Annotated in this window: 20 protein-coding genes and 1 tRNA gene; 20 read left to right on the top strand and 1 reads right to left on the bottom strand. The window is 58.0% G+C overall.

The features are described 5' to 3' along the window. Positions 1 to 5: 5 nt before the first annotated feature. From DT594_RS08200 to DT594_RS08145, 12 genes are all read left to right on the top strand, one after another. Positions 6 to 1,505, top strand: coding sequence for an NAD(P)H-hydrate dehydratase (locus tag DT594_RS08200; RefSeq protein WP_246164592.1), 1,500 nt, complete (start codon positions 6 to 8; stop codon positions 1,503 to 1,505). After that, positions 1,502 to 1,981 (top strand): tRNA (adenosine(37)-N6)-threonylcarbamoyltransferase complex ATPase subunit type 1 TsaE, encoded by a 480-nt coding sequence (gene tsaE / locus DT594_RS08195; RefSeq protein ID WP_149332233.1) that lies wholly within the window; start codon positions 1,502 to 1,504, stop codon positions 1,979 to 1,981. The genes DT594_RS08200 and tsaE overlap by 4 nt, the downstream gene beginning before the upstream one ends. 23 nt (positions 1,982 to 2,004) lie before the next feature. Beyond that, positions 2,005 to 3,399: an N-acetylmuramoyl-L-alanine amidase gene (locus DT594_RS08190; RefSeq protein WP_149332232.1), complete on the top strand. Its 1,395-nt coding sequence runs from the start codon at positions 2,005 to 2,007 to the stop codon at positions 3,397 to 3,399. 1 nt (position 3,400) lies between these two features. Then, positions 3,401 to 5,254: a DNA mismatch repair endonuclease MutL gene (gene mutL / locus DT594_RS08185; protein ID WP_149332231.1), complete on the top strand. Its 1,854-nt coding sequence runs from the start codon at positions 3,401 to 3,403 to the stop codon at positions 5,252 to 5,254. A 63-nt stretch (positions 5,255 to 5,317) separates the two neighbouring features. Then, on the top strand, positions 5,318 to 6,286 hold the full coding sequence (gene miaA / locus DT594_RS08180; protein ID WP_149332230.1) for a tRNA (adenosine(37)-N6)-dimethylallyltransferase MiaA: 969 nt from the start codon (positions 5,318 to 5,320) through the stop codon (positions 6,284 to 6,286). Between the two features lie 137 nt (positions 6,287 to 6,423). After that, the gene (gene hfq / locus DT594_RS08175) at positions 6,424 to 6,678 is read left to right on the top strand and encodes an RNA chaperone Hfq (RefSeq protein ID WP_096348419.1); all 255 of its coding nucleotides are present in this window, start codon (positions 6,424 to 6,426) and stop codon (positions 6,676 to 6,678) included. A 17-nt stretch (positions 6,679 to 6,695) separates the two neighbouring features. Continuing rightward, positions 6,696 to 7,997, top strand: coding sequence for a ribosome rescue GTPase HflX (gene hflX, locus DT594_RS08170; protein ID WP_149332229.1), 1,302 nt, complete (start codon positions 6,696 to 6,698; stop codon positions 7,995 to 7,997). Positions 7,998 to 8,111: 114 nt separating this feature from the next. Next, positions 8,112 to 9,323, top strand: coding sequence for an FtsH protease activity modulator HflK (gene hflK / locus DT594_RS08165; protein ID WP_149332228.1), 1,212 nt, complete (start codon positions 8,112 to 8,114; stop codon positions 9,321 to 9,323). Next, complete coding sequence (hflC, locus tag DT594_RS08160) at positions 9,323 to 10,195, top strand: protease modulator HflC (protein ID WP_149332227.1); 873 nt, start codon at positions 9,323 to 9,325, stop codon at positions 10,193 to 10,195. Before hflK ends, hflC begins: the two co-directional genes overlap by 1 nt. Positions 10,196 to 10,341: 146 nt before the next feature. Next, positions 10,342 to 10,527 (top strand): DUF2065 domain-containing protein, encoded by a 186-nt coding sequence (locus DT594_RS08155; protein ID WP_149332226.1) that lies wholly within the window; start codon positions 10,342 to 10,344, stop codon positions 10,525 to 10,527. Positions 10,528 to 10,575: 48 nt separating this feature from the next. After that, entirely contained in the window at positions 10,576 to 11,766 is a 1,191-nt protein-coding gene (locus DT594_RS08150; RefSeq protein WP_149332225.1) for an ATP phosphoribosyltransferase regulatory subunit, read from the top strand. Between the two features lie 48 nt (positions 11,767 to 11,814). Beyond that, positions 11,815 to 13,104, top strand: coding sequence for an adenylosuccinate synthase (locus DT594_RS08145; protein ID WP_149332224.1), 1,290 nt, complete (start codon positions 11,815 to 11,817; stop codon positions 13,102 to 13,104). A 196-nt stretch (positions 13,105 to 13,300) separates the two neighbouring features. Here the strand turns inward: DT594_RS08145 and DT594_RS08140 are convergent. Then, a tRNA-Leu gene (locus DT594_RS08140) sits at positions 13,301 to 13,387 on the bottom strand. 178 nt (positions 13,388 to 13,565) lie between these two features. On the opposite strand from DT594_RS08140, the gene rnr reads away from it, so the two are divergent. From rnr to DT594_RS08100, 8 genes are all read left to right on the top strand, one after another. Next, on the top strand, positions 13,566 to 16,133 hold the full coding sequence (gene rnr / locus DT594_RS08135) for a ribonuclease R (protein ID WP_149332223.1): 2,568 nt from the start codon (positions 13,566 to 13,568) through the stop codon (positions 16,131 to 16,133). 9 nt (positions 16,134 to 16,142) lie between these two features. Beyond that, on the top strand, positions 16,143 to 16,889 hold the full coding sequence (gene rlmB, locus DT594_RS08130; protein ID WP_149332222.1) for a 23S rRNA (guanosine(2251)-2'-O)-methyltransferase RlmB: 747 nt from the start codon (positions 16,143 to 16,145) through the stop codon (positions 16,887 to 16,889). A 295-nt stretch (positions 16,890 to 17,184) separates the two neighbouring features. Further along, positions 17,185 to 17,622, top strand: a complete 438-nt coding sequence (rpsF, locus tag DT594_RS08125; RefSeq protein ID WP_096348410.1) for a 30S ribosomal protein S6 — start codon at positions 17,185 to 17,187, stop codon at positions 17,620 to 17,622. Between the two features lie 42 nt (positions 17,623 to 17,664). Next, on the top strand, positions 17,665 to 17,895 hold the full coding sequence (rpsR, locus tag DT594_RS08120) for a 30S ribosomal protein S18 (protein ID WP_096348409.1): 231 nt from the start codon (positions 17,665 to 17,667) through the stop codon (positions 17,893 to 17,895). Positions 17,896 to 17,933: 38 nt separating this feature from the next. After that, complete coding sequence (locus DT594_RS08115) at positions 17,934 to 18,833, top strand: YybS family protein (RefSeq protein ID WP_149332221.1); 900 nt, start codon at positions 17,934 to 17,936, stop codon at positions 18,831 to 18,833. An 18-nt stretch (positions 18,834 to 18,851) separates the two neighbouring features. Next, the gene (gene rplI, locus DT594_RS08110) at positions 18,852 to 19,298 is read left to right on the top strand and encodes a 50S ribosomal protein L9 (protein WP_149332220.1); all 447 of its coding nucleotides are present in this window, start codon (positions 18,852 to 18,854) and stop codon (positions 19,296 to 19,298) included. Between the two features lie 160 nt (positions 19,299 to 19,458). Next, complete coding sequence (dnaB, locus tag DT594_RS08105; RefSeq protein ID WP_096348406.1) at positions 19,459 to 20,862, top strand: replicative DNA helicase; 1,404 nt, start codon at positions 19,459 to 19,461, stop codon at positions 20,860 to 20,862. A gap of 14 nt (positions 20,863 to 20,876) precedes the next feature. Beyond that, positions 20,877 to 23,246 (top strand): YgiQ family radical SAM protein, encoded by a 2,370-nt coding sequence (locus DT594_RS08100; RefSeq protein ID WP_149332646.1) that lies wholly within the window; start codon positions 20,877 to 20,879, stop codon positions 23,244 to 23,246. Positions 23,247 to 23,252 lie beyond the last annotated feature (6 nt).

The raw sequence follows: 23,252 nt of genomic DNA, 5'->3' as shown, positions 1-23,252 counted from the left end.
TGCTGATGACCACAGGTTGGCCCAAGTCGGTTTACAGTGCAGCGCAAACACGTGCGATTGACGCATCGATCATCGCCGCCGGGTTATCCGGGCTGGAGTTGATGCAGCGCGCGGCGGAGGCGTTGTGGCTGGAGTTGCTGCAGCAATGGCCGCATGCCAATCAACTAACAGTGCTCTGTGGCAAGGGCAATAACGGCGGCGATGGCTATCTGGTTGCCCTGCTAGCCGTGCAGGCGGGCTGGCAGGTCAGCGTGTTCACACTGTGTGAGCCGGCCGAGCTGAGCGGCGATGCCAGGCGGGCCTGGCAGGCTGCGCTGTCCGCAGGAGTCAGTATTGCTCCCTGGCAGCCAGATACGCTGCTGGTCGGCGTAGTGCTGGACGCGATGCTCGGTACCGGGCTCAAGGGCGAGGTGCGCGAGCCTTTTCTTTGCGCGATTAATGCGGTTAACGCGAGCGGCCTGCCGGTGGTCGCGGTGGATATTCCCAGTGGGCTGGATACAGATCGGGGAATAATATTGGGGGCAGCAGTGCAGGCGGATCTAACGGTCACCTTCATCAGCCTCAAACCTGGCCTTCTTACCGGCCAGGGCCCAGACCTGACAGGGCAGCTTCGATACGCTGGTTTGGCGCCCTTGCCAGAGGATATGCCAGCCCCTGCGTTAATGCGGCTGGTGCCGGAAGATTGGGTTAGCGTAATGCCGGCCAGGCCCCGTTCGGCGCACAAGGGGTTATTCGGTCACGTACTGGTAATAGGTGGCGACCATGGTATGGGTGGAGCCGTTATCCTGGCCGCAGAAACAGCTTTGCGCAGCGGTGCCGGCAGGGTCACTGTGGCGACGCGCGGCGAGCATGTGGGGCCGCTGCTGAGTCGTGGCCCCGAAGTAATGGCGATAGCTGTCAACGGTCCGGAAGACGTCGAGGTGTTATTGGCGCGTGCGGATGTGCTGGTGATAGGGCCGGGATTGGGACAGTCGGGATGGTCGCAAAGCCTGTTTCAACTGGCCTTCGGTACCCAGGTGCCGCGTGTCCTGGATGCAGATGCATTGAACCTGCTGGCGCAGCGCTCGGCCGAGAATCATTTGACCCGGCATGATCTGATTACGCCGCACCCGGCGGAAGCAGCTCGATTGCTTGGGTTGACAACGGCTCAAGTGCAGGCCGACAGGTTGCGCGCGTTGGCCTGCCTGGTGGAACGCTTCGGCTGCGCCGTGGTCCTCAAGGGTGTGGGTAGTCTGGTCGCCTCCGCAGACGATCAGGGTGAACCGCCGGGGATCTGCACTTTTGGCAACCCGGGAATGGCCACCGCGGGCATGGGTGATGTGCTCTCCGGGCTTGCAGGCGCGTTATTGGCGCAGGGCCTGAAGGCGGGAGATGCTGCACGTTATGCGGTGCTGGTGCACGCGCTGGCGGGTGATATGGCGGCCGCTGGGGATGACCGCGGAGTGCTCGCCGGGGACCTGATGAAGCCAATCAGACACTGGCTTAATGTACGGGAAACAACATGATCGAAGTGTTTTACGCAGAGGGTGATCAAGCCATGGAGGCTCTCGGCGCGGCCGTCGGCCACGCGATGGAAGGGCGCGGAGTGATCTATTTGCAGGGCGACCTGGGGGCCGGAAAAACGACCTTGAGCCGTGGTTTGATTAGAGGGCGTGGTCACCAGGGTGCAGTCAAGAGCCCGACGTTCACGTTGGTCGAACCTTACGAATTGAATACCGGCGCCATTTACCACTTTGACCTGTATCGCTTGCTGGATCCGGAGGAGCTGGAGTTTCTTGGGGTACGTGATTACTTTAGCCCCGAGAGCCTGTGTCTTGTAGAGTGGCCGGATAAAGGCAAGGGAGTTTTGCCAACGGCTGATCTGACCATTACCATAAGTCCCAAAGGGCCTGGTCGGCAGCTAAACATAACGGGGCAGAGCGCCCATGGTCTGGCGGCATGCCAGCGCCTACACAATAATCGGGAAGATGTGCACACGTGATCAGAAATGCCGGGAGTCGAGCAATGCTCAAATGGATGATCATCAGTCTGTGCCTGTTGATGTCTGGCCTGCTACAGGCCGCTGACATTCAGAACGTACGCCTTTGGCGCGCGCCAGACAATACTCGACTGGTTTTCGACCTGACGGGACCTGCAGACCACACCCTGTTTACCCTTTCCAGTCCCGAACGGATCGTCATTGACATCACCGGGGCGAGTTTTTCTGCGAGCACCAGCGGTCTGCCGCTGGACGGTACACCCTTGACCGGGATGCGCTCTGCTCCGCGTGACGCGTCGAGTCTGCGCGTTGTGCTCGACCTCTCCCAAGGGGTGACGGCAAAGAGTTTTTCGCTGCCGCCAAACCAGCAATACGGCCACCGCCTGGTTGTCGACCTGTTTGATAACGATCAGCCGCGTGAAAGCATCTCTCTGCCGTCGCCTGATGTGGCTACTCCTTTGCCCTCTAACACTACTCCGAAGGTAAATGCCGCGAGCGGTGACCGGTTGATCGTTGTGGCGCTGGATGCCGGGCACGGGGGGGAGGACCCGGGTGCTCTCGGTCCGGGAGGGGTGCGCGAGAAAAATGTAGTACTGGCCATTGCTCAGGAGCTCAAGCGCCTGGTCGATGCCGAGCCAGGCTTCAAGGCCGAGCTGGTGCGCACTGGGGATTATTTTATTCCATTGCGCAGGCGGACCGAAATCGCCCGCAAGCATAACGCCGACCTGTTTGTCTCGGTCCACGCTGACGCCTTTACCCGGGCCAGTGCCTTTGGTGCCTCGGTTTTTGCGCTATCTGACGGCGGCGCAACATCCGAAACGGCCCGATTACTGGCGGACCGCGAGAACCGTTCTGACCTGATTGGCGGCGTGGGTGGGGTGAGCCTGGATAACAAGGATCAGGTATTGGCCAGCGTGCTGCTTGACCTGTCGATGACGGCGACCTTGTCTGCCAGTCTGGATGTCGGTCAGCAGGTGCTGGCTGCTGTCGGCAAGATTACGCCACTGCACAAGCGGCGTGTTGAGCAAGCGGGTTTCATGGTGCTCAAGTCGCCGGATATACCCTCCATTCTGGTAGAAACCGGATTTATCTCGAATCCTGGAGAGGCGAAAAAACTGGTGACCAAGAGCCACCAGCAAGCCTTGGCCAGAGCCATGCATACGGGTATTCGCGATTATTTCCACCGTTACCCGCCACCCGGTACCCGGTTGGCCGCGCTGAAGGCCGGCGGCAAGCTGCAGGCTCACAGGCCTGCAGAGCATACGGTATCGCGCGGTGATACCTTGTCTATTATTGCCAACCGTTACGGAATCAGTGTTTCCAGTCTGAGAGACGCGAATAATCTGCGCAGTGACAAGATCCAACTGGGTCAGACACTGAAAGTGCCGGCCGGCAGCATGCTGGTGCAGAATGAGCCCTGAGATGACACGAATTCAGTTGCTCAGTCCGCGTCTGGCAAACCAGATTGCCGCCGGTGAGGTGGTTGAAAGACCTGCTTCGGTAATCAAGGAGCTGCTGGAGAACAGCCTGGATGCAGGCGCCACGCGCATCGATATCGAAGTCGAGCAGGGCGGGGTCAAATTGCTGCGCGTGCGCGACGATGGTAGCGGTATCGTCCAGGACGACCTGCCGCTGGCGCTGTCGCGTCATGCGACCAGCAAGATTCGCGATCTGGACGACTTGGAGCGAGTTGCGACCCTGGGATTTCGCGGCGAAGCGCTGGCTTCTGTCAGCTCAGTGTCCAGGCTGACGATGACCTCTTGCACCGCTGGAGCCGACCAGGCCTGGCAGGTCGAGACCGAAGGCCGTGACATGCAGCCGCGGCTGCAACCCGCAGCGCATCCACGTGGCACGACAGTGGAAGTGCGCGATCTGTTTTTCAACACGCCCGCCCGGCGCAAGTTTTTGCGCACCGAAAAGACCGAATTCAGCCATCTTGAAGAGGTGGTCAAACGCCTGGCGTTATCGCGTTTCGATGTCGCGTTCAGCCTACGGCATAACGGCCGCACAGTATTCAGCTTGCGTCCTGCGCACGGTGAGCAGGAAGCCCGTCGGCGTGTGGCCAGTGTTTGCGGGCCAGCCTTTGTTGAGCAGTCGCTGTCGATCGACAGTGAGCGCAGCGGTCTGCGGCTCTGGGGTTGGGTAGGCTTGCCAACATTCTCGCGCAGCCAGGCGGATCTGCAATATTTCTTCGTCAACGGCCGCATGATCAAAGACAAACTGGTCGTGCATGCCGTGCGCCAGGCGTACCGGGATGTACTGTTTAACGGCCGGCACCCGACCTTTGTGCTTTTTCTGGAAGTGGATCCGGCGGTGGTGGACGTCAACGTGCATCCGACCAAGCATGAAGTCCGTTTTCGTGATGGCCGCATGGTCCATGATTTTCTCTTCAGCACTCTGCATCGAGCGCTGGCCGCTCAGCGGCCGGGTGATCAGCCCGGCACTGAAGGCGGGGCCGAAGCGCCAGCGCAATTGGCTCCCCAGCTGACCGGAGCGTCTGCAGGTGTTTTCTCAGGCCAAGAGCGTATGTCACTGAACGAGCCGGCTGCGTCCTGGTCTGCGCAGCCTGCCTTCCAGCCGCAACGGCCCTCGGCAGGCGAAGTGACTGGCGCTTTGCAAGGCTACTCCACCTTGTACGGCAGTTCTGCGCTGGCGGCTGGCGAGTTGCCGGAAAGTACTCAACAGCACGATGTGCCGCCTCTGGGGTACGCGGTAGCGCAGTTGCACGGAGTGTATATTCTGGCTGAGAACGCTCAAGGGCTGGTGGTGGTAGACATGCATGCGGCACACGAGCGCATTACCTATGAGCGGCTCAAGTTGGCGATGGATCAGGAAGGGCTGCGCGGCCAGCCTTTGCTGGTCCCGGAATCGCTGGCAGTGAGTCAGCGCGAAGCTGATTGCGCTGAAGAGCATGCGGACTGGTTTTCTCGCCTGGGTTTCGAGTTGCAGCGCATGGGGCCGGAGACCCTGGGTATCCGTGAAATCCCCGCGTTGCTGCGCCAGGCCGATGCAGTGCAGCTGGTACGTGATGTGCTCAGTGATCTGCTGGAATACGGTACCAGTGATCGTATTGAGGCGCACCGCAATGAGCTACTGTCGACCATGGCTTGCCACGGTTCGGTTAGAGCCAATCGAAGGCTGACACTGACAGAAATGAATGCGTTGCTGAGAGATATGGAGCAGACCGAGCGTAGCGGGCAATGCAATCACGGCCGGCCTACCTGGACACAGATGGGCATGGTCGAGCTGGATAAACTATTTCTGCGCGGGCGCTAAGCCTTTGCGGTCTATTTACTGCCATGCAATGGGCAATAAAATGTATCGGAGTGTTGCGTAAGTATGGTTGTTAAACCTCCGGTGATCTGCCTGATGGGTCCTACCGCGGCAGGCAAGACTGACCTCGCCTTGCATCTGGCCGAGCATTTGCCCTGCGAGCTGGTGAGCGTCGATTCGGCGCTGGTTTATCGCGGTATGGATATCGGTACGGCCAAACCCGACGCCGAAACATTAGCCCGGTTCCCCCATCATCTGGTCGATATTCTCGATCCCGCTGAAGCCTATTCTGCTGCACGCTTCTGCACGGACGCACAGGAGCTGATCAGTGATATTCATGCCCGCGGGCGCATTCCACTCCTGGTTGGCGGCACCATGCTGTATTTCAAGGCGCTGGCCGATGGTATTGCCAGTATGCCAGCGGCTGACCCGCTGATCCGCGCGCAGATTGAGAGCCTGGCGGTGGCGGAAGGATGGCAGTCAGTGCATGCCAGGCTGGCCGAAGTGGACCCGCAAGCAGCCCTGCGCATTCATCCAAACGACCCCCAGCGGATTCAGCGAGCCTATGAAGTTTACCTGATCTCGGGTGTCACGCTGAGTGACTGGCACGGGCGGCAGGCGTCAGAAAAAGCCACGGGCCAGACGCCCGGATCTTCTTTTTTGCCTTATACTATGCGCTATCTGTCGATCGCGCCGGTGGATCGACAGGTGCTGCATCAACGCATTGCTGAACGCTTTTCCTTGATGATGCAACAAGGTCTGGTAGACGAAGTCAGAGCCTTGCACGCCAGGCCGGATTTGCACGTGGGGTTGCCGTCAATCCGGGCGGTAGGCTATCGACAAGTCTGGGATTACCTGGAAGGGAAACTCTCCAGGGATGAGGCGGTCGAACGAGGGACTATCGCTACTCGCCAGTTGGCTAAGCGACAGCTTACCTGGCTACGTGGTTGGAAGGCTGAAATTCAATGGTTTGATAGCCTCGACCCAAAAAGATTTGATCAGGCCTTGAAAGCGCTGGACTCAAGCACAATATAAGTTTCCAGTGTTCTGCTAATCTTGATTTCAGATGGTTGTTTGAGAATTGGTACCGACTCTCCCTATGGATAATGGACAGTTCGGTAAAAACGCATTATTTAATGCTTACAAATAAGCTTTCCATAAGGAGTGAGGCAATGTCAAAAGGGCATTCACTACAAGACCCTTACCTGAACGTTCTGCGTAAGGAACGGGTTCCGGTATCCATTTATCTGGTCAACGGCATCAAGCTGCAAGGCCAGATCGAGTCATTCGACCAGTTTGTCATCCTGCTGAAGAACACAGTCAGTCAGATGGTATACAAGCATGCTATCTCTACCGTCGTGCCTGGGCGTCCAGTGCGCTTGCCGGTTCAGGGCAGCGGTGACGAGCTAGAGACAGAAGCACCTTGATTTTGCGGGAGGTCTGATTGTTTTTCGAGCGCCATGAAGGGGGTGAGCGCGCCATTTTGGTTCACCTCGAAGGTCAGGATGAGCGCACCCGGGAAGATCCTCAGGAATTTGTCGAGCTGGCCAATTCGGCTGGTGCTGATATTGCTGCCTTTCTCACCGTCAGCCGCCATCGACCCAGTCCGCGCTTTCTAATCGGCGCTGGCAAGGTTGAAGAGCTGCAAGCCAGCGTAGCCGAGCATGAAGCGGATCTGGTTATCTTCAATTACGTCCTGACACCCAGTCAGGAGCGTAACCTTGAGCGTGAGCTCAAGTGCCGCGTAATTGATCGTACTGGTTTGATCCTCGATATTTTCGCCCAGCGCGCCCGTACCCACGAGGGCAAGCTGCAGGTCGAACTCGCCCAGCTTGATCATCTAAGCACCCGGCTAGTACGCGGTTGGACGCACCTTGAGCGGCAGAAGGGCGGTATTGGCCTGCGCGGACCGGGTGAAACTCAGCTGGAAACGGATCGACGTCTTCTGCGCGAGCGAATCAAACAGATCACCCGCCGCCTGGAAAAAGTCCGCAGCCAACGCGAGCAGGCCCGTCGCTCGCGGCGGCGTGCCGAGGTGCCGGTGGTGTCGCTGGTAGGTTATACCAACGCTGGTAAATCGACGCTGTTCAATATACTTACCAGTTCGACCGTATACGCGGCCGATCAGTTGTTTGCGACGCTGGATCCAACGCTTAGGCGTATCGAGTTGGAGGATGTTGGCCCGGCAATCCTTGCCGACACGGTCGGTTTTATCCGCCATTTGCCGCACAAACTGGTGGAAGCTTTTCGCGCTACGCTGGAGGAGTCCAGCCAGGCGGATTTGCTGCTGCACGTTATTGATGCAGCCGATGCGGATCGCACCTCGCACATCGAGCAGGTGGTCAAGGTGTTGACAGAGATCGGCGCGATCGAACTTCCGATCCTCGAGGTATACAACAAGATTGATCTGCTGGACGGTCTGGAGCCGCATATTCAGCGTGATGAATCAGGCGTGCCGGTACGCGTCTGGGTTTCTGCTCAGCAAGGCCTTGGCCTGGAGCTGGTCGAGCAGGCCATGGCCGAGCGGCTGGGGCAGGACGTTATGCAGGAATCGGTATTGCTGGAGCATGCGGAAGCGCGATTGCGCGCGCAGTTTTATGAGGTCGGTGCGGTGGTGGGTGAACGCATCGCGGATGACGGCCGACAACAGCTTGATCTTCGCCTGCAGCGCAGTGATTTCAATCGCTTGCTCAAGCGCGAAGGATGGCAGCCGGATGCCTTTCTGCGGCAACATACTTTGCAATAATGGGCTGTCCTTTGGTTCGCTTAGGCTAGGCCAATTGCTGTAGGATTGAACAAATATCTGGGGTGGCTCACGAGGCATCCCGGTCTGGCAGGATTACGAATAACGGAGAGCGCTATGGCCTGGAATGAGCCTGGTGGTGGTAAAAACAACAACCAAGACCCTTGGGGTAGTGGTGGTGGTAATGACAAGAATAATGGTAATCGCGGCGGCAAGCAGGGTCCTCCAGATCTAGATGAAGCGCTGAAAAAGCTTCAGGACAGCCTGAATGGGTTGTTTGGCGGCAAGAAAGGCAGCAGCAATAACGGTGGCGGTAACAACCGTAGCGGCGGCGGCGCAGGTATTCCGAAAGCCGTTTGGATGATTGGCGGCCTGGTTATTGTCGCCTTCTGGTTGTTCAGTGCGGTGTACACAGTGGATGAGCAGGAGCAGGCTATCGTTCTGCGTTTCGGCGAATACCATCGTACGGTGGAGCCCGGTTTGCATCTTTACTTCCCGCCGATCGAGAAGAAGTTTCAGCGTAACGTGACCCAGGTGCGTTCCTACCGCCAGCAAGGTCAGATGCTGACTGAAGACGAGAATATTGTTGAGGTGCCGGTAGCGATTCAGTACCGCATTTCCAACCTCGAAAACTTCGTGCTGAAAGTCGAAGATCCTGAAACCAGTCTGCGGCATGCCACCGAGAGCGCTTTGCGCCACGTGGTAGGTTCGACCTCCATGCACCAGGTGCTGACCGAAGGTCGTGAGCAAATGGGCGTAGAGACTACGGAGCGGCTACAGCGCTATCTGGATACTTATAACACCGGCATTACCGTGGTTCAGGTGAACATTGAAAGCGCCCAGGCTCCGGCTGAAGTTCAGGATGCTTTCGATGACGTTATTCGCGCACGTGAAGATGAGGTGCGTGAGCGTAACCAAGCTGAATCCTACGCCAATGGCGTAATTCCGGAAGCTCGTGGTCAGGCCCAGCGTTTGCTGGAAGAAGCCAACGGTTATCGCGATGAAGTTATCGCCCGGGCTGACGGTGAAGCGCAGCGCTTCAACCAGCTTTATGTGCAGTATGAGATGTCTCCAGAGGTACTACGCGAGCGCATGTACATCGAAACCTTGCAGGATGTAATGTCCAGCACCAGCAAGATTCTGGTATCGGGGGGCGATGGCAATAACAATTTGCTCTATCTGCCTCTGGATAAGCTGATGCAGCAAGGCGGCGGCGGAAGCCCTTCATCGTCATCCTCTGCCAGAACAGATTCCAACGCCAGCGATGCTCAGTCGCGCATGCCGGTTCAGATACAGCAGCGTGATCTGCGTTCAAGGGAGTCCCGCTGATGAGCAATAAAACAATTTTCGGTTTGATTATCGCGTTGATACTAGTGGTAGTGGGCTGGAACAGCTTCTTTGTAGTCAGTCAGATCGAGCGCGGTATTGTTCTGCAGTTCGGTAAAGTGGTTAAGGATGATGTGCAGCCTGGTCTGCACTTCAAATTGCCCTTTATTCAGGAGCATCGTCTGTTTGATGGGCGTCTGCTGACTCTGGACTCAGCTACCCAGCGTTATCTGACGTTGGAGAAGAAGGCGCTGATGGTTGACTCCTATGCCAAGTGGCGGATCGCCAACGTCGAGCGCTTCTATACCGCTACCTCCGGTATGCGTTCCATTGCGGAAGAGCGTTTGTCGCGTCAGCTGGAGTCCGGGCTGCGCAACGAAGTGGCGCGCCGTACCTTGAACGAAGTAGTGTCTGGTGAGCGCGATCAGTTAATGGCCGATATCACCAGTACGCTGGATACCAGTGCGCGTCGCGAGTTGGGTATCGAGGTGCTGGATGTGCGGGTCAAGGCGATCGATCTGCCGAGTGAGGTCAATCGCAGTGTGTTCGAGCGAATGAGTTCCGAGCGTGAGCGCGAAGCGCGCGAGCATCGTGCCAAGGGTCGTGAGCTTGCTGAAGGTATCCGCGCCGATGCGGATCGCCAACAGCGGGTTATTCTGGCCGAAGCATTCCGTGAAGCAGAACAGATTCGCGGTGACGGCGATGCTCAGGCAGCAGCGATTTATTCGGAAGCCTATAACAAGGATCCGGAGTTCTACTCGTTTTATCGTAGTCTCCAGGCCTATCGTGAGAGCTTCTCGAGCAAGTCCGATATCCTCGTCCTGGATCCTGAAAGCGAGTTTTTCCGCTATCTACAGGGTAACGGCGTAAGGTAACGCATCGACTGGCCATAGCTGCAGCCTTTGCAGGTGTGGCCAGACAAAAACGTGATACAATCGCGCAGCCGGGATATCCCGGCTTTTTTGTGACCGGTGCTTGCTTATCCAGGTCTAGCCCCGGTCTGATCGAGGGGAAGCAACCCATGTGGCAGAGTCTGGCTACAGCGCTGTGTTTGCTGTTGGTGTTGGAAGGCCTGATGCCTTTTCTTGCACCTGCACGCTGGAAGCGCATGTTAGCCGGAGTGGCCCAGATCGCCGACGCACATCTGCGGTTGATCGGTCTGGCATGCATGCTCACGGGCACTTTGTTTCTCTATCTGATTCGCTAGCAGGATGCCGGACACGCCAGCATCCGTTGCGTAGGAAAGGTTGTGATAATGCCGACTGTTGATAGCTGGCTGTTGCCTGATGGCATCGAAGAGGTGCTGCCTGAAGAGGCTGCTCGTATCGAAGCCGCCCGTAGGCAGCTGCTGGATCTTTTTGCCTCCTGGGGTTATGACCTGGTCATTACTCCGCATATCGAATACGTCGAATCCTTGTTAACGGGAGCCGGTCACGACCTTGAACTTCAGACGTTCAAGATGATTGATCAGTTGTCCGGGCGCATGCTCGGCTTGCGTGCCGACATCACGCCCCAGGTGGCGCGTATCGACGCACACACCTTGGGCGCCGAAGGCCCTAGCCGGCTTTGCTATTGCGGCAGCGTGATGCATACCCGGCCTCGAGCACTGTCTACCGCACGCAGTCTCATTCAGCTAGGCGCCGAGTTGTATGGTGACGCGTCCAGCGCCAGTGATATCGAGATCATCACGCTGATGCTGGAAAGCCTGGATAGTTGCCAGGTCAAAGGCGTGCATCTGGATATCGGTCATGTCGGTATATTCCGCGGCCTGACGCAATCTGCCGGCCTTGAAGAGAGTACCGAGCAGGCGCTATTTGACGCGCTGCAGCGCAAGGCGGTTGACGAGGTGCGACAGTTGACCGAGTCCTTGAGCCAGTCGTCTCTGGCGGCGATGTTGTGCAGCCTGGCTGACCTGTCAGGTGGCGTAGAAGTGTTGGAGCGCGCGCATATCCTGTTGGACGGTGCGCCCGAGTCGGTCATGGCTGCGCTGGATGATCTGGTGGAAATAGCCCAGACCCTGTCTCGTCAGTACCCGGATATTCCGCTGTACTTTGACCTGGGCGAGCTGCGTGGCTATCACTACCATACAGGTGTGGTTTTCTCCGCCTACATCGCTGGCGTCGGGCAAAGTATCGCCCAGGGTGGGCGTTACGATGACATAGGTGAGGACTTTGGTCGTGCGCGACCTGCTACCGGGTTTTCTACCGATCTGCGCTTGCTGGTAGAGCGCGGTACGATTGCTGGCGGTGAGCGCGCTCCGGGTATCTGGGCGACCTACGCCAACGAGCCAGGTCTGCAGGCCGAGGTAATGGCCCTGCGCCGGCGGGGCGAAAGAGTAATAGTGGCGCTGCCAGGCCAAATGGATTCGGAGGCGCCGGAGCATGGATGTGACCGCATTTTGAGGTGGCGCAACAACGCCTGGCAGGTTACTGAACTGAATAACTGATTTGATGGCTGTGCAGGCCGTTCCAATTTGAATGAGGCGAGAGCTGAAATGGGTAAGAATGTAGTCATCCTGGGCACCCAATGGGGCGATGAAGGCAAGGGCAAGATCGTCGACCTGCTCACCGACCAGGTATCCGCAGTAGTGCGTTACCAGGGCGGGCACAATGCCGGGCACACGCTGGTCATCGATGGCGAGAAGACCGTACTGCATTTGATCCCTTCGGGCATTCTGCGGGAAAACGTGCGGTGCTTTATTGGTAACGGCGTGGTGTTGTCTCCTGAGGCCCTGATGAAGGAACTCAAGGAGCTGGAAGCCAAAGGCGTGCCAGTGCGCGAGCGCTTGCGCATCAGCCCTGCCTGCCCGTTGATTCTGCCCTACCACGTAGCGCTGGATCAGGCGCGTGAAAAGGCGCGTGGCGAAGCCAAGATTGGCACTACTGGTCGCGGTATCGGGCCTGCATATGAAGACAAGGTCTCGCGCCGGGGTTTGCGTGTGGCGGATCTGTTTCATCGCGAACGCTTTGCCGCCAAGCTGGGTGAAGTGCTGGATTACCATAACTTCGCGCTGCAGCATTACTACAAGGTAGAGCCGGTCGATTTCCAGAAAACCCTGGATGAGGCCATGGGCTACGCCGAGTGGCTGCGCCCGCTGATGACCGACGTAACCGCACGTCTGCACGAGCTGCGCCGCGAAAGCGCCAACATCATGTTTGAGGGTGCTCAGGGTTCGCTGCTGGATATCGACCACGGCACTTACCCCTTTGTTACCAGCTCCAACACCACAGCTGGTGGCACCGCCACCGGCTCGGGTTTCGGCCCTTTGTACCTGGATTACGTGCTGGGCATCACCAAGGCCTACACCACGCGCGTGGGCTCTGGTCCGTTTCCTACCGAGCTGTTCGATGATGTCGGTGCGCGCCTGGCCGAACGTGGTCACGAGTTTGGTTCAACTACCGGCCGTGCGCGTCGCTGTGGTTGGTTTGATGCGGTTATCCTGCGTCGGGCCATGGAGATCAACAGCATCAGCGGTCTGTGTTTGACCAAGCTGGATGTACTGGATGGTCTGGATGTTATCCGCATCTGTATCGGCTATCGCAACGAGGATGGCGCGGTGATTGAAGCGCCTACCGATGCCGACAGCTACCTGGGGCTGGAGCCGGTGTATGAGGATGTACCCGGCTGGAGTGAGTCCACCTTGGGGGCGCAGACCCTGGAGCAGTTGCCAGCCAATGCGCGCGCTTATATCAAGCGTATAGAAGAGTTGGTGGGTGCGCCGGTGGATATCATTTCCACGGGGCCGGACCGAAACGAGACGATTATCTTGAGAAAGATTTTCTGATCATTAAAAAGGCGCCGCGAGGCGCCTTTTTAATGTCTGTGCGCGAGCCTGCAAAGGCATGAGGCAAGGTTGATTCATTGTTTTTCTAGGCGCCGGATGGAATGCACAGATTGGAAGCGCAAGTCTGATGAAGACAGGCGTTACAGAGGTAGTAGGGATTTTATGCGCATCTGACGCGATCGCGTCAGAGAAGAAATGGTGCCCAGGAGAAGACTCGAACTTCCACGGCCTTGCGGCCACCAGCACCTGAAGCTGGCGTGTCTACCAATTTCACCACCTGGGCGTCTTTTCTCAACGTGGGTGCTAAGCTGACCGTAGAGGTTTCGCGTTGCAACCGTTGTTGTGTTGACGGCGCGAATAATACGTAGCGCCCCAGAGCTTGTAAACCCCCTTGTGAAAAAAAGTACAGAAACGCTAGAAACAGGTGCAACTGGACGCGATTCGCGGTTCAATAGAGAGCTATGACGAAAAAACCAATATCCCAAGACTCGGCGCCTGCGTCGAGCAACTCCAAACGTACTTCCGCATCACCGACCAACTGGGCAGCAATAGACCCAGAGGCTCATCGCGAAGCTCAGAATTACGACAATCCCATCCCCAGTCGCGAGTTGATCCTCAAGCTGCTTGAAGAGCGCGGCGCACCTGCCACTCGTTCGCAGTTGCAGGACGAGTTCGCGATCAGCGACGAGGATGGCATCGAAGCCCTTCGCCGGCGCCTGCGTGCGATGGAGCGTGATGGTCAGTTGATCTACACCCGCCGTGGCGCTTATGCGCCGGTCGATAAGCTCGACCTGATCAAAGGCCGCGTCCAGGGCCATCGTGATGGTTTCGGCTTTCTGGTGCCCGATGGTGGTGGTGATGACCTGTTCCTCAGCCCGGCGCAGATGCGTCTGGTATTCGATGGTGACCGTGTATTGGGCCGTATTACCGGCGTTGACCGCCGCGGCCGTAGTGAAGGCACTATTGTCGAGATTCTCGAGCGTGCGCATGAAGTGCTGGTCGGTCGGTTCTACACTGAAAACGGCATTGCCTTCGTGGTCGCTGACAACGCCAAGATCAACCATGAGGTATTGATTCAGCCGGGCGCCGAAGGTGGCGCGCAGAACGGTCAGTACGTGGAAGTGAAGATTACTCAGTGGCCGAGCATACACCGCCAGTCACAGGGCGAAGTCGTTGAGGTGGTAGGTGATTATATGGCCGCCGGCGTCGAGATCGAAGTTGCGCTGCGCAGCTACGATATCCCCAGCGTCTGGCCTCAGGAAGTGCTGGATGAGGCGGCGCGCCTGAAGGATCACGTGGAAGACAAGGACAAGCTCAAGCGCGTCGATCTGCGCCACCTGCCGCTGGTGACTATCGATGGCGAAGACGCGCGCGATTTTGATGATGCGCTGTATTGTGAACCGCATAAAGCCAGTGGCTGGCGCTTGTTTGCCGGCGGTTGGAAGCTCTACGTGGCGATTGCCGACGTATCGCATTATGTCCCGGTAGGCTCCGCGCTGGATCGTGAAGCTGAGCTGCGTGGCACCTCGGTGTATTTCCCCAGCGAAGTCGTACCGATGCTACCCGAGGCGATTTCCAACGGCCTGTGCTCCTTGATGCCGAAAGTCGACCGTCTTGCTCTGGTCTGCGAAATGACTGTGTCCAAAAGCGGCGAGCTGACCGATTATGAGTTTTACGAGGGTGTAATCCACTCCCACGCGCGGCTGACCTATAACAAGGTTTCAAGCATGCTTGAGCATCCGCGTAGCCGCGAAGGCCAGGCGCTGATTGAAGAGCACGCCGATCTGCAGCCTGCGCTGAAAAACCTCTACGAGCTTTATAAAGCATTGGCCAAAGCCCGCCAGGGTCGCGGTGCTATTGATTTCGAGACCACGGAAACACGCATCATTTTTGGCGAGAACCGCAAGATTGCGGAAATTCGCCCCACCACCCGTAACGATGCGCACAAGATTGTCGAAGAGTGCATGCTCTGCGCCAACGTGGCGACTGCACGCTTCCTGCAGGATCTAGAATTGCCAGGCCTGTATCGTGTTCACGATGCGCCGAAGGACGAAAAGGTCGAGCGTCTTCGCCAGTTCCTGGGTGCCATGGGCATGACCCTGACGCGCAAGAAAGGCACGCCGACCCCGGAAGATTACAGCGCCGTGCTACAGAAAGTGCAGGGCCGTCCCGATGCTCAGCTGATCCAGACGGTGATGCTGCGCTCGCTGAGTCAGGCGGTTTACAGCCCGCACAATGCCGGGCACTTCGGTTTGAACTACGAGGCGTATACGCACTACACGTCGCCCATCCGCCGTTACCCGGATTTGTTGACTCATCGGGCGATTCGTAGCGTCATCCGCTCGCGCAAGAAGACCGATCGGGTGCAGCGTGCCGGCGCCGGTGTGCTGCCCAAGGCATCCATCTACCCCTATGATCTGGCCGCACTTGAGCATCTGGGGCAGCAGTGCTCGCAGAACGAGCGACGGGCGGATGAAGCGACGCGCGATGTAGTGAGCTGGCTTAAGTGCGAGTTCATGAAAGACCGAGTAGGCGAGAGCTTTGATGGTCTGGTTACCGCGGTAACCGGCTTTGGTCTATTCGTCGAGCTGACCGATATTTATGTAGAAGGTCTGGTGCACATCACTGCACTGCCGGCCGACTACTATCACTTTGATGCGGTGCACCACCGCCTCACCGGTGAGAAGGCGGGCAAGAGCTTCCGCCTGGGCGATACTGTCAGAGTCATGGTGGCTCGGGTAGATCTGGACGAGCGCAAGATCGACTTCGAGATGGACAAGACGCAGCCACAAGCGGCGAATGCCAATGTCGATGCCAGTCGTGCGGTACGTCAGAAATTGATGGACGAAGCCAAGAAGGTCGGCGGTGCGGCTAACAAAGGGCGCGCACCTCGCTCAAAGACGTCATCGGGCAAGCCCCGGTCGGCTGCAGGCAAGAAGCCTGCAGACAAAGCCGCGGGTTCCTCCGGGCCGGCACGAGCGCCGCGCGCGCCTCGGGCTCCCCGTGCCCCGCGCAAACCGAGATCGTGAGCTTGATATATGAGCGATAACGAATACGTTTACGGGGTGCACGCGGTGCAAGCGATGCTGCAGCGTTCACCCAAGCGGGTCAAGCAGCTGATCCTGGTGCGCGGCCGGTTGGATAGTCGCGTGCAGGCGCTGCTGGAGCTGGCTGAAAGCGCTGGCGTTGGCGTGCAGCGGGTGATGCCGGACGAGCTCGACAAGATTGTTGAAGGGGTGCATCAGGGTGTCGTTGCTGCGGTGACGCCGAGCCAGATGTGGTCCGAGGAAATGCTCGACAACCTGCTCGACAAACTCGAAGGGCCGGCCTTGCTGCTGGTGCTCGACGGTGTGACCGATCCGCATAATCTAGGCGCCTGCCTGCGTAGCGCGGACGCTGCGGGAGCGCACGCGGTGGTTATCCCTCGCGACCGTTCTGCGAGCTTGTCGCCCACCGTGCGCAAGGTAGCCTGTGGTGCTGCTGAGACTGTCCCATTGGTTGCCGTCACCAACCTGGCGCGCACGTTGAAGCAGCTGCAGCAGCGCGGGCTGTGGATCGTCGGTACCGCGGGAGAGGCGGAGCAGCTGATCTACCAGGTTGATTTCAAGGTGCCCAGCGTGATTGTGATGGGCGCCGAAGGCAGCGGCATGCGCCGCTTGACTCGGGAGCATTGCGATTATCTGGCGAAGTTGCCAATGGCGGGGAGCGTCAGCAGTCTCAATGTTTCGGTGGCCAGTGGCATCTGTCTATTCGAGGCGGTCCGACAGCGCACGCAGCAGGGCTGAGCGGGAAGCTACAAGCCTCAAGCTACAAGTTGCGTGCTAGAAGCTGGCTAGTTTTAATCCTCACGCGCCACTCCCAACTCCCCGTCATTCCCGCGCAGGCGGGAATCCAGGCGGAGGTATGGTTGCATCCGTGGCTTACGGCCCGCACACATTGCTTGCAGCATGCAGCATGCAGCTTGCACAGCTTAAAGCTTGCGACTTGCCCACCACTCCCCTAGAATGTGCGCCCCAAACTAGAGTTCTACTCCTTGCCAGACCATGTTGGGTGGCTGGCTACAACCCGTAAGGAGCACTTATGCGTCATTACGAAATCGTATTTTTGGTTCACCCGGATCAGAGTGAGCAGGTCGGCGGCATGATTGAGCGCTACACCAAGCTTATTGAAGAAGATGGCGGCAAGATCCACCGCCTGGAAGATTGGGGCCGTCGTCAACTGGCTTACCCGATCGACAAGATCCACAAAGCCCACTACATCATGATCAACGTCGAGTGCAGCGCCAAGGCACTGGAAGAGCTGACTGAGAACTTCCGTTACAACGATGCCGTTATTCGTAACATGGTCATCCGTCGTGACGAAGCCATCACCGAACAGTCCGACATGCTCAAGCCGGAAGACACCGGTCGTGGCGAGCGTCGTGAGCGTCGTGAGCGCACCGAAGGCGACGACAACGATTCGGACAACGACAGCGATAGCGACAACGCTGACGACAACGACGACGGCGACGACGAGTAAGTCATCCCGCTCCCACATTCCAGTATCTAAGGAGACGCTGCCATGGCACGTTTTTTCCGCCGCAGAAAGTTCTGCCGTTTCACCGCTGAAGGCGTTAAAGAGATCGATTACAAAGATCTGAACACCCTGAAGGCTTACATCACCGAAACCGGCAAGATCGTTCCTAGCCGTATTACCGGTACTAAAGCCAGATACCAGCGTCAGCTGGGTGTCGCTATCAAGCGCGCCCGTTATCTGGCACTGCTGCCCTTCACCGACAGTCACGGTCGCTGATAAGCAGGTAATGACGTAATCAGGGAAACCGAACCAGCATGCGTGGGTTAGCGGAATACATCATGCGCGGTCGCAAGCAAGCCACTCTGGTAGTGGCTATTGCAGCGGCCATACCCCTGTTGTTCTGGGTCAGTGCTGCGGCACTGGCGTTGGTCATCCTGCGGCGCGGCTTGAATGAGGCGCTGCCGGTTCTGATCTGGGGTGTTCTACCTGCCCTGGCCTGGGCCGTGATGGGTGATCTGACGCCCTTGCTGGTGATTCTGGGTGCTGCAGGTATGGCAGTGCTGCTACGCGAAAAGCAAGCGTGGTCCACTGTCTTGCTGGTTGTGGTGCCGCTGGGCCTGGCCTATGCGTTGCTGCTCATGAGCGTACTGGGGGAGCCGTTACAGGCTTTGGCAGTGCAGATTCAGGAGCGCTTGCCGGAATTGATGGCTGACATGGGCGGCTCGGTTGACGAAGCCGGCATGGTTCGTCTCGAAGCTTTGTTGGTGCCGATTCTGGCTGGTTTGATGGGCGCAGTTCATGCGCTGATGGCGCTGGTCAGTCTGATGAGTGGCCGCTCCTGGCAAGCGGGGTTGTACAACCCGGGTGGTTTTCGCGCCGAGTTTCATCGGCTGCGCTTGTCGCCTCTGGTAGCTGGTGGGTTGCTGGTGTTGACGTTGTTTAGCCCGCAGTTCGGGCAAATGGCGATGTTGGCACCGATAGCCAGTTTGCCGCTGCTGATTGCCGGATTGGCGCTGTTGCACGGCTTGGCCGGGATCAAGAAGCTGGGCTCGGTATGGTTGGTGATACTCTATGTGGTGTTTGTTTTTGCCGCCCAGATTGTGTATCCCCTGATTATGTTTTTGGCATTTATAGATAGTCTGTTCGATTTTCGTGCTCGTATTGCACCGGCTCAAGGGCCGCGCGACGATGACGACTCGAATGGCCAAGTTTGAATTTTAGAGGTCATCGCAATGGAAGTTATCCTGCTCGAAAAGATCGCGAATCTGGGTAACCTTGGCGACAAGGTTGCTGTCAGCGCCGGTTACGCACGTAATTTTCTCCTGCCTTTTGGCAAAGCCACTCCGGCTACTGCTTCCAACCTGGAAGCCTTCGAAGCTCGCCGCGCTGATTTAGAGCGTATCGCTGACGAGAAGAAAGCCGAAGCTGAAGCCCGTGCGGCCAAGCTGGAAGGTCTGACCGTTACCGTCTCCGCCAATGCTGGCGAAGAAGGCAAGTTGTTCGGTTCCATCGGTACTCGCGACATCGCTGATGCCGTGACTGCTGCTGGCGTCGACATCGAGAAAAGCGAAGTACGTCTGCCTGAAGGTCCGCTACGCAACGTCGGTGAATTCGAAGTTGCTCTGCACCTGCACACAGATGTAGAAGCTACCGTCAAGCTGGTCGTTGTAGCCGGTTAATTCCGCTGCACAGCCTGACGGACTGGTTGCCGATTGCCCAAGGTAGTCGGTGGATGAGTTCGCCAGGCTTTCCAGTTAGACTAGTCAACACGGTGCCTGTCTCGGACAGGCGCCGTGTTGTTATTTTTGTCTCCCCGGTTTTTGTCTTGAGCCTGTACCGATGAACGAGTCGAACTACACCGATACCGCGGAACTTGACCTGCAGACTTCTGCACTCAAGATCCCGCCACACTCGATCGAAGCCGAGCAGGCAGTGCTCGGCGGTGTCATGCTGGAAAACACAACCTGGGAGCGCGTGGTTGAACTGCTCAGCGAGGCGGACTTCTATCGCCATGACCACCGGCTGATTTTCCGCGCCCTGGCCAGCCTGGCGTCGCGCAATCAGCCCTTTGACGTGGTTACCCTGGCAGAAGAGCTGGACCGTGATGGGCTGATTGATCAGGTCGGCGGGCTTGCCTACTTGGGGCAGTTGGCCAAGAACACCCCGTCTGTTGCCAATATCAGCGCCTATACGCACATCATTCGTGAGCGCTCGACGCTGCGTAAATTGATCAGCACCAGTTCGGATATCGCCGACAGTGCCTTCAATACCAAGGGCAAGCAGGCCAACCAGATTCTTGACGATGCTGAGCGGCAGATCTTCGCGATCGCCGAAAGCCGTCCTAAGACCGGTGGGCCCGAGTCGGTCAATACGCTGTTGACCAAGGCAATTGATCGTATCGATACCCTGTTCAACAGCGACGGTGCTATTACCGGCCTATCGACCGGCTTTGCTGATCTGGATGACATGACCTCGGGTTTGCAACCCTCGGACCTGGTGATCATTGCTGGGCGTCCATCGATGGGGAAAACCACCTTCGCGATGAACCTGGTCGAGAATGTGGTCATGCGCTATGACAAGGCGGTGCTGGTATTCTCGCTGGAGATGCCAGGTGATTCGTTGGTCATGCGTATGCTGTCTTCACTTGGCCGCATTGACCAGAGCAAGGTCAGGGCGGGGCGGCTTGAGGACGACGATTGGCCGCGGCTGACCTCAGCAGTCAATCTGCTGAATGATCGCAAGCTGTTTATCGATGACACCGCCGGCCTGTCGCCGATGGAAATGCGTGCCCGGGCGCGGCGTGTGGTGCGCGAGCACGGCGAAATCGGCATGATCATGATCGATTATCTGCAGTTGATGCAGATCGGTGGTGCCTCGGAAAACCGGACCAACGAGATTTCGGAGATTTCCCGCTCGCTCAAGGCTCTGGCCAAAGAATTCAACGCGCCCGTGGTGGCTCTGTCGCAGCTGAACCGCTCGCTGGAGCAGCGACCCAACAAACGTCCGATTAACTCGGACTTGCGTGAGTCGGGGGCGATCGAGCAGGACGCGGACGTAATCATGTTCGTTTATCGGGATGAGGTTTATCATCCGGATACCCAGGATCAGGGTATCGCCGAAATTATTATCGGCAAACAGCGGAACGGGCCTATCGGCAGCATTCGATTGGCCTTTCTCGGCAAATTCACCCGTTTTGAAAATCTCGCACCCGGCTCCTATTCCGGGTACGGCGATATGGAGTAAGCATGTCCATCAGCATGCCGGCCGCGAAGCCGCTGTTTGATTATCCCAAGTACTGGGCCGAATGCTTCGGCCCGGCGCCTTTTTTGCCCATGAGCCGGGACGAGATGGACCTGCTCGGTTGGGATAGCTGCGACATCATCATCGTCACCGGCGATGCCTACGTGGATCACCCGTCGTTCGGCATGGCGATCATTGGTCGTTTGCTTGAAGCCCAGGGCTTCCGGGTCGGGATCATCAGTCAACCGGACTGGCAGAGCAAAGATGCGTTCATGCAGCTGGGCAAGCCGAACCTGTTCTTCGGGGTGGCGGCCGGCAATATGGACTCGATGATCAACCGCTACACGGCGGATCGCAAGATCCGCTCGGATGACGCCTACACCCCCGGGGGCAAGGCTGGCAGCAGGCCTGATCGCGCCAGCCTGGTATACAGCCAGCGCTGCCGGGAGGCGTTCAATGATGTGCCTGTGGTGCTGGGCGGCATTGAAGCTTCGCTGCGGCGTATTGCGCATTACGATTACTGGCAGGACAAGGTCCGCCATTCGCTACTGCTGGATGCTAAGGCCGATATTCTGCTGTATGGCAACGCCGAGCGCGCGGTGGTCGAGATCGCCCAACGCCTGAGCCGTGGTGAAGATATTCAATCAATCACTGATATCCGCGGTACCGCCTTTATGCGTCGCGATACGCCGCAGGGCTGGTTTGAGCTGGATTCGACGCGGATTGATCGTCCAGGCAAGGTCGACAAGATCATCAATCCCTATGTTAACACCCAGGATACCAGTGCTTGTGCGGTTGAGCAGGCCAAAGGGCCGGCCGACAGTGGGCTTGACGACGGCCTGGAGGAGGGCGTGCAGGTAGTTCAGCTGCTGCCGCACCCACGTCTGGAAAGAGACAGGACGGTGATCCGTCTGCCGTCTTTCGAAAAGGTCAAAAGTGATCCGGTACTGTATGCGCACGCCAACCGTGTGCTGCACCTGGAAACCAATCCCGGTAACGCGCGTGCGCTGGTTCAGCGTCACGCCGAGAAGGATGTGTGGTTCAACCCACCGCCAATCCCGCTGACCACCGAAGAAATGGATTACGTGTTCGGTTTGCCCTATGCCCGGGTACCGCACCCCGCCTATGGGGATGCGAAAATTCCGGCCTACGAGATGATTCGTTTCTCGGTGAACATCATGCGCGGCTGTTTTGGTGGCTGTACCTTCTGTTCGATTACCGAGCATGAGGGGCGTATTATCCAGAACCGTTCGCACGAGTCGATCATTCGTGAAATTGAAGAGATTCGTGACAAGGTGCCTGGCTTTACCGGTGTGATTTCCGACCTGGGTGGGCCGACCGCGAACATGTATCGCATCGCCTGCAAGAGTCCCGAGATCGAAGCGGCCTGCCGTAAACCGTCTTGCGTTTACCCCGGCATCTGCGAGAACCTCAATACCGATCACTCCTCGCTGATTGGGCTGTACCGCAAGGCCCGTGAACTGCCGGGCGTGAAGAAGATTCTCATTGCCTCCGGCTTGCGCTATGACCTGGCGGTGGAGTCGCCGGAGTACGTCAAGGAACTGGTCACCCATCATGTCGGCGGCTATCTGAAGATCGCGCCCGAGCATACCGAGCAGGGGCCGCTGAGCAGGATGATGAAGCCGGGTATCGGCAGTTACGATACCTTCAAGCGCATGTTCGAGAAGTACACCAAGGAAGCGGGCAAGAAGCAGTACCTGATTCCTTACTTCATTGCCGCGCACCCGGGTACCTCGGACGAGGACATGATGAATCTGGCGTTGTGGCTTAAAACCAACGACTTCCGCGCCGATCAGGTGCAGGCTTTCTATCCTTCGCCCATGGCGACGGCGACGGCCATGTACCACTCGGGCAAGAACCCGCTGCGCCGCGTTACCTACAAGAGTGATTCGGTCAATACCGTCAAAGGTGAGCGGCAACGTCGCCTGCACAAGGCGTTCCTGCGCTATCACGACGCGAAGAACTGGCCGCTATTGCGGGAGGCCTTGCAGGAGATGGGGCGCGGCGATCTGATTGGTAACAGCAAGCAGCATCTGATTCCGACCTACCAGCCTGCGGTAGAAGGCTATACCAGTGCCCGGAAGAAACAGTCGACGCCGGCGAGAGGCCCGCGTCAGGGCGCGCTGCTGACCCAGCATACGGGCCTGCCGCCGCGTGACAATGGTTCTTCGGGTCAGGGCGGGGCGCGTCGTCCTGGGGCAGGCAAGCCTGCGGCAGCCGGAGCTGTGGCAGGCAGACCTGCGGCAGCCTCTACTGATATTAGCCATCCGTCTATCGGCAAGCCCAGCGCAGGCAGACCGGTCGCTGGTAAGAAAAATACTCGCAAGAAGGCTAGTCGTCCGAGTACCAGGCTATCGTCCCGATAACATCTG

The sequence above is a fragment of the Halopseudomonas laoshanensis genome (genome assembly GCF_008365385.1).
GTDB lineage: Bacteria > Pseudomonadota > Gammaproteobacteria > Pseudomonadales > Pseudomonadaceae > Halopseudomonas > Halopseudomonas laoshanensis.
This window is presented reverse-complemented; position numbering and strand designations above follow the sequence as displayed.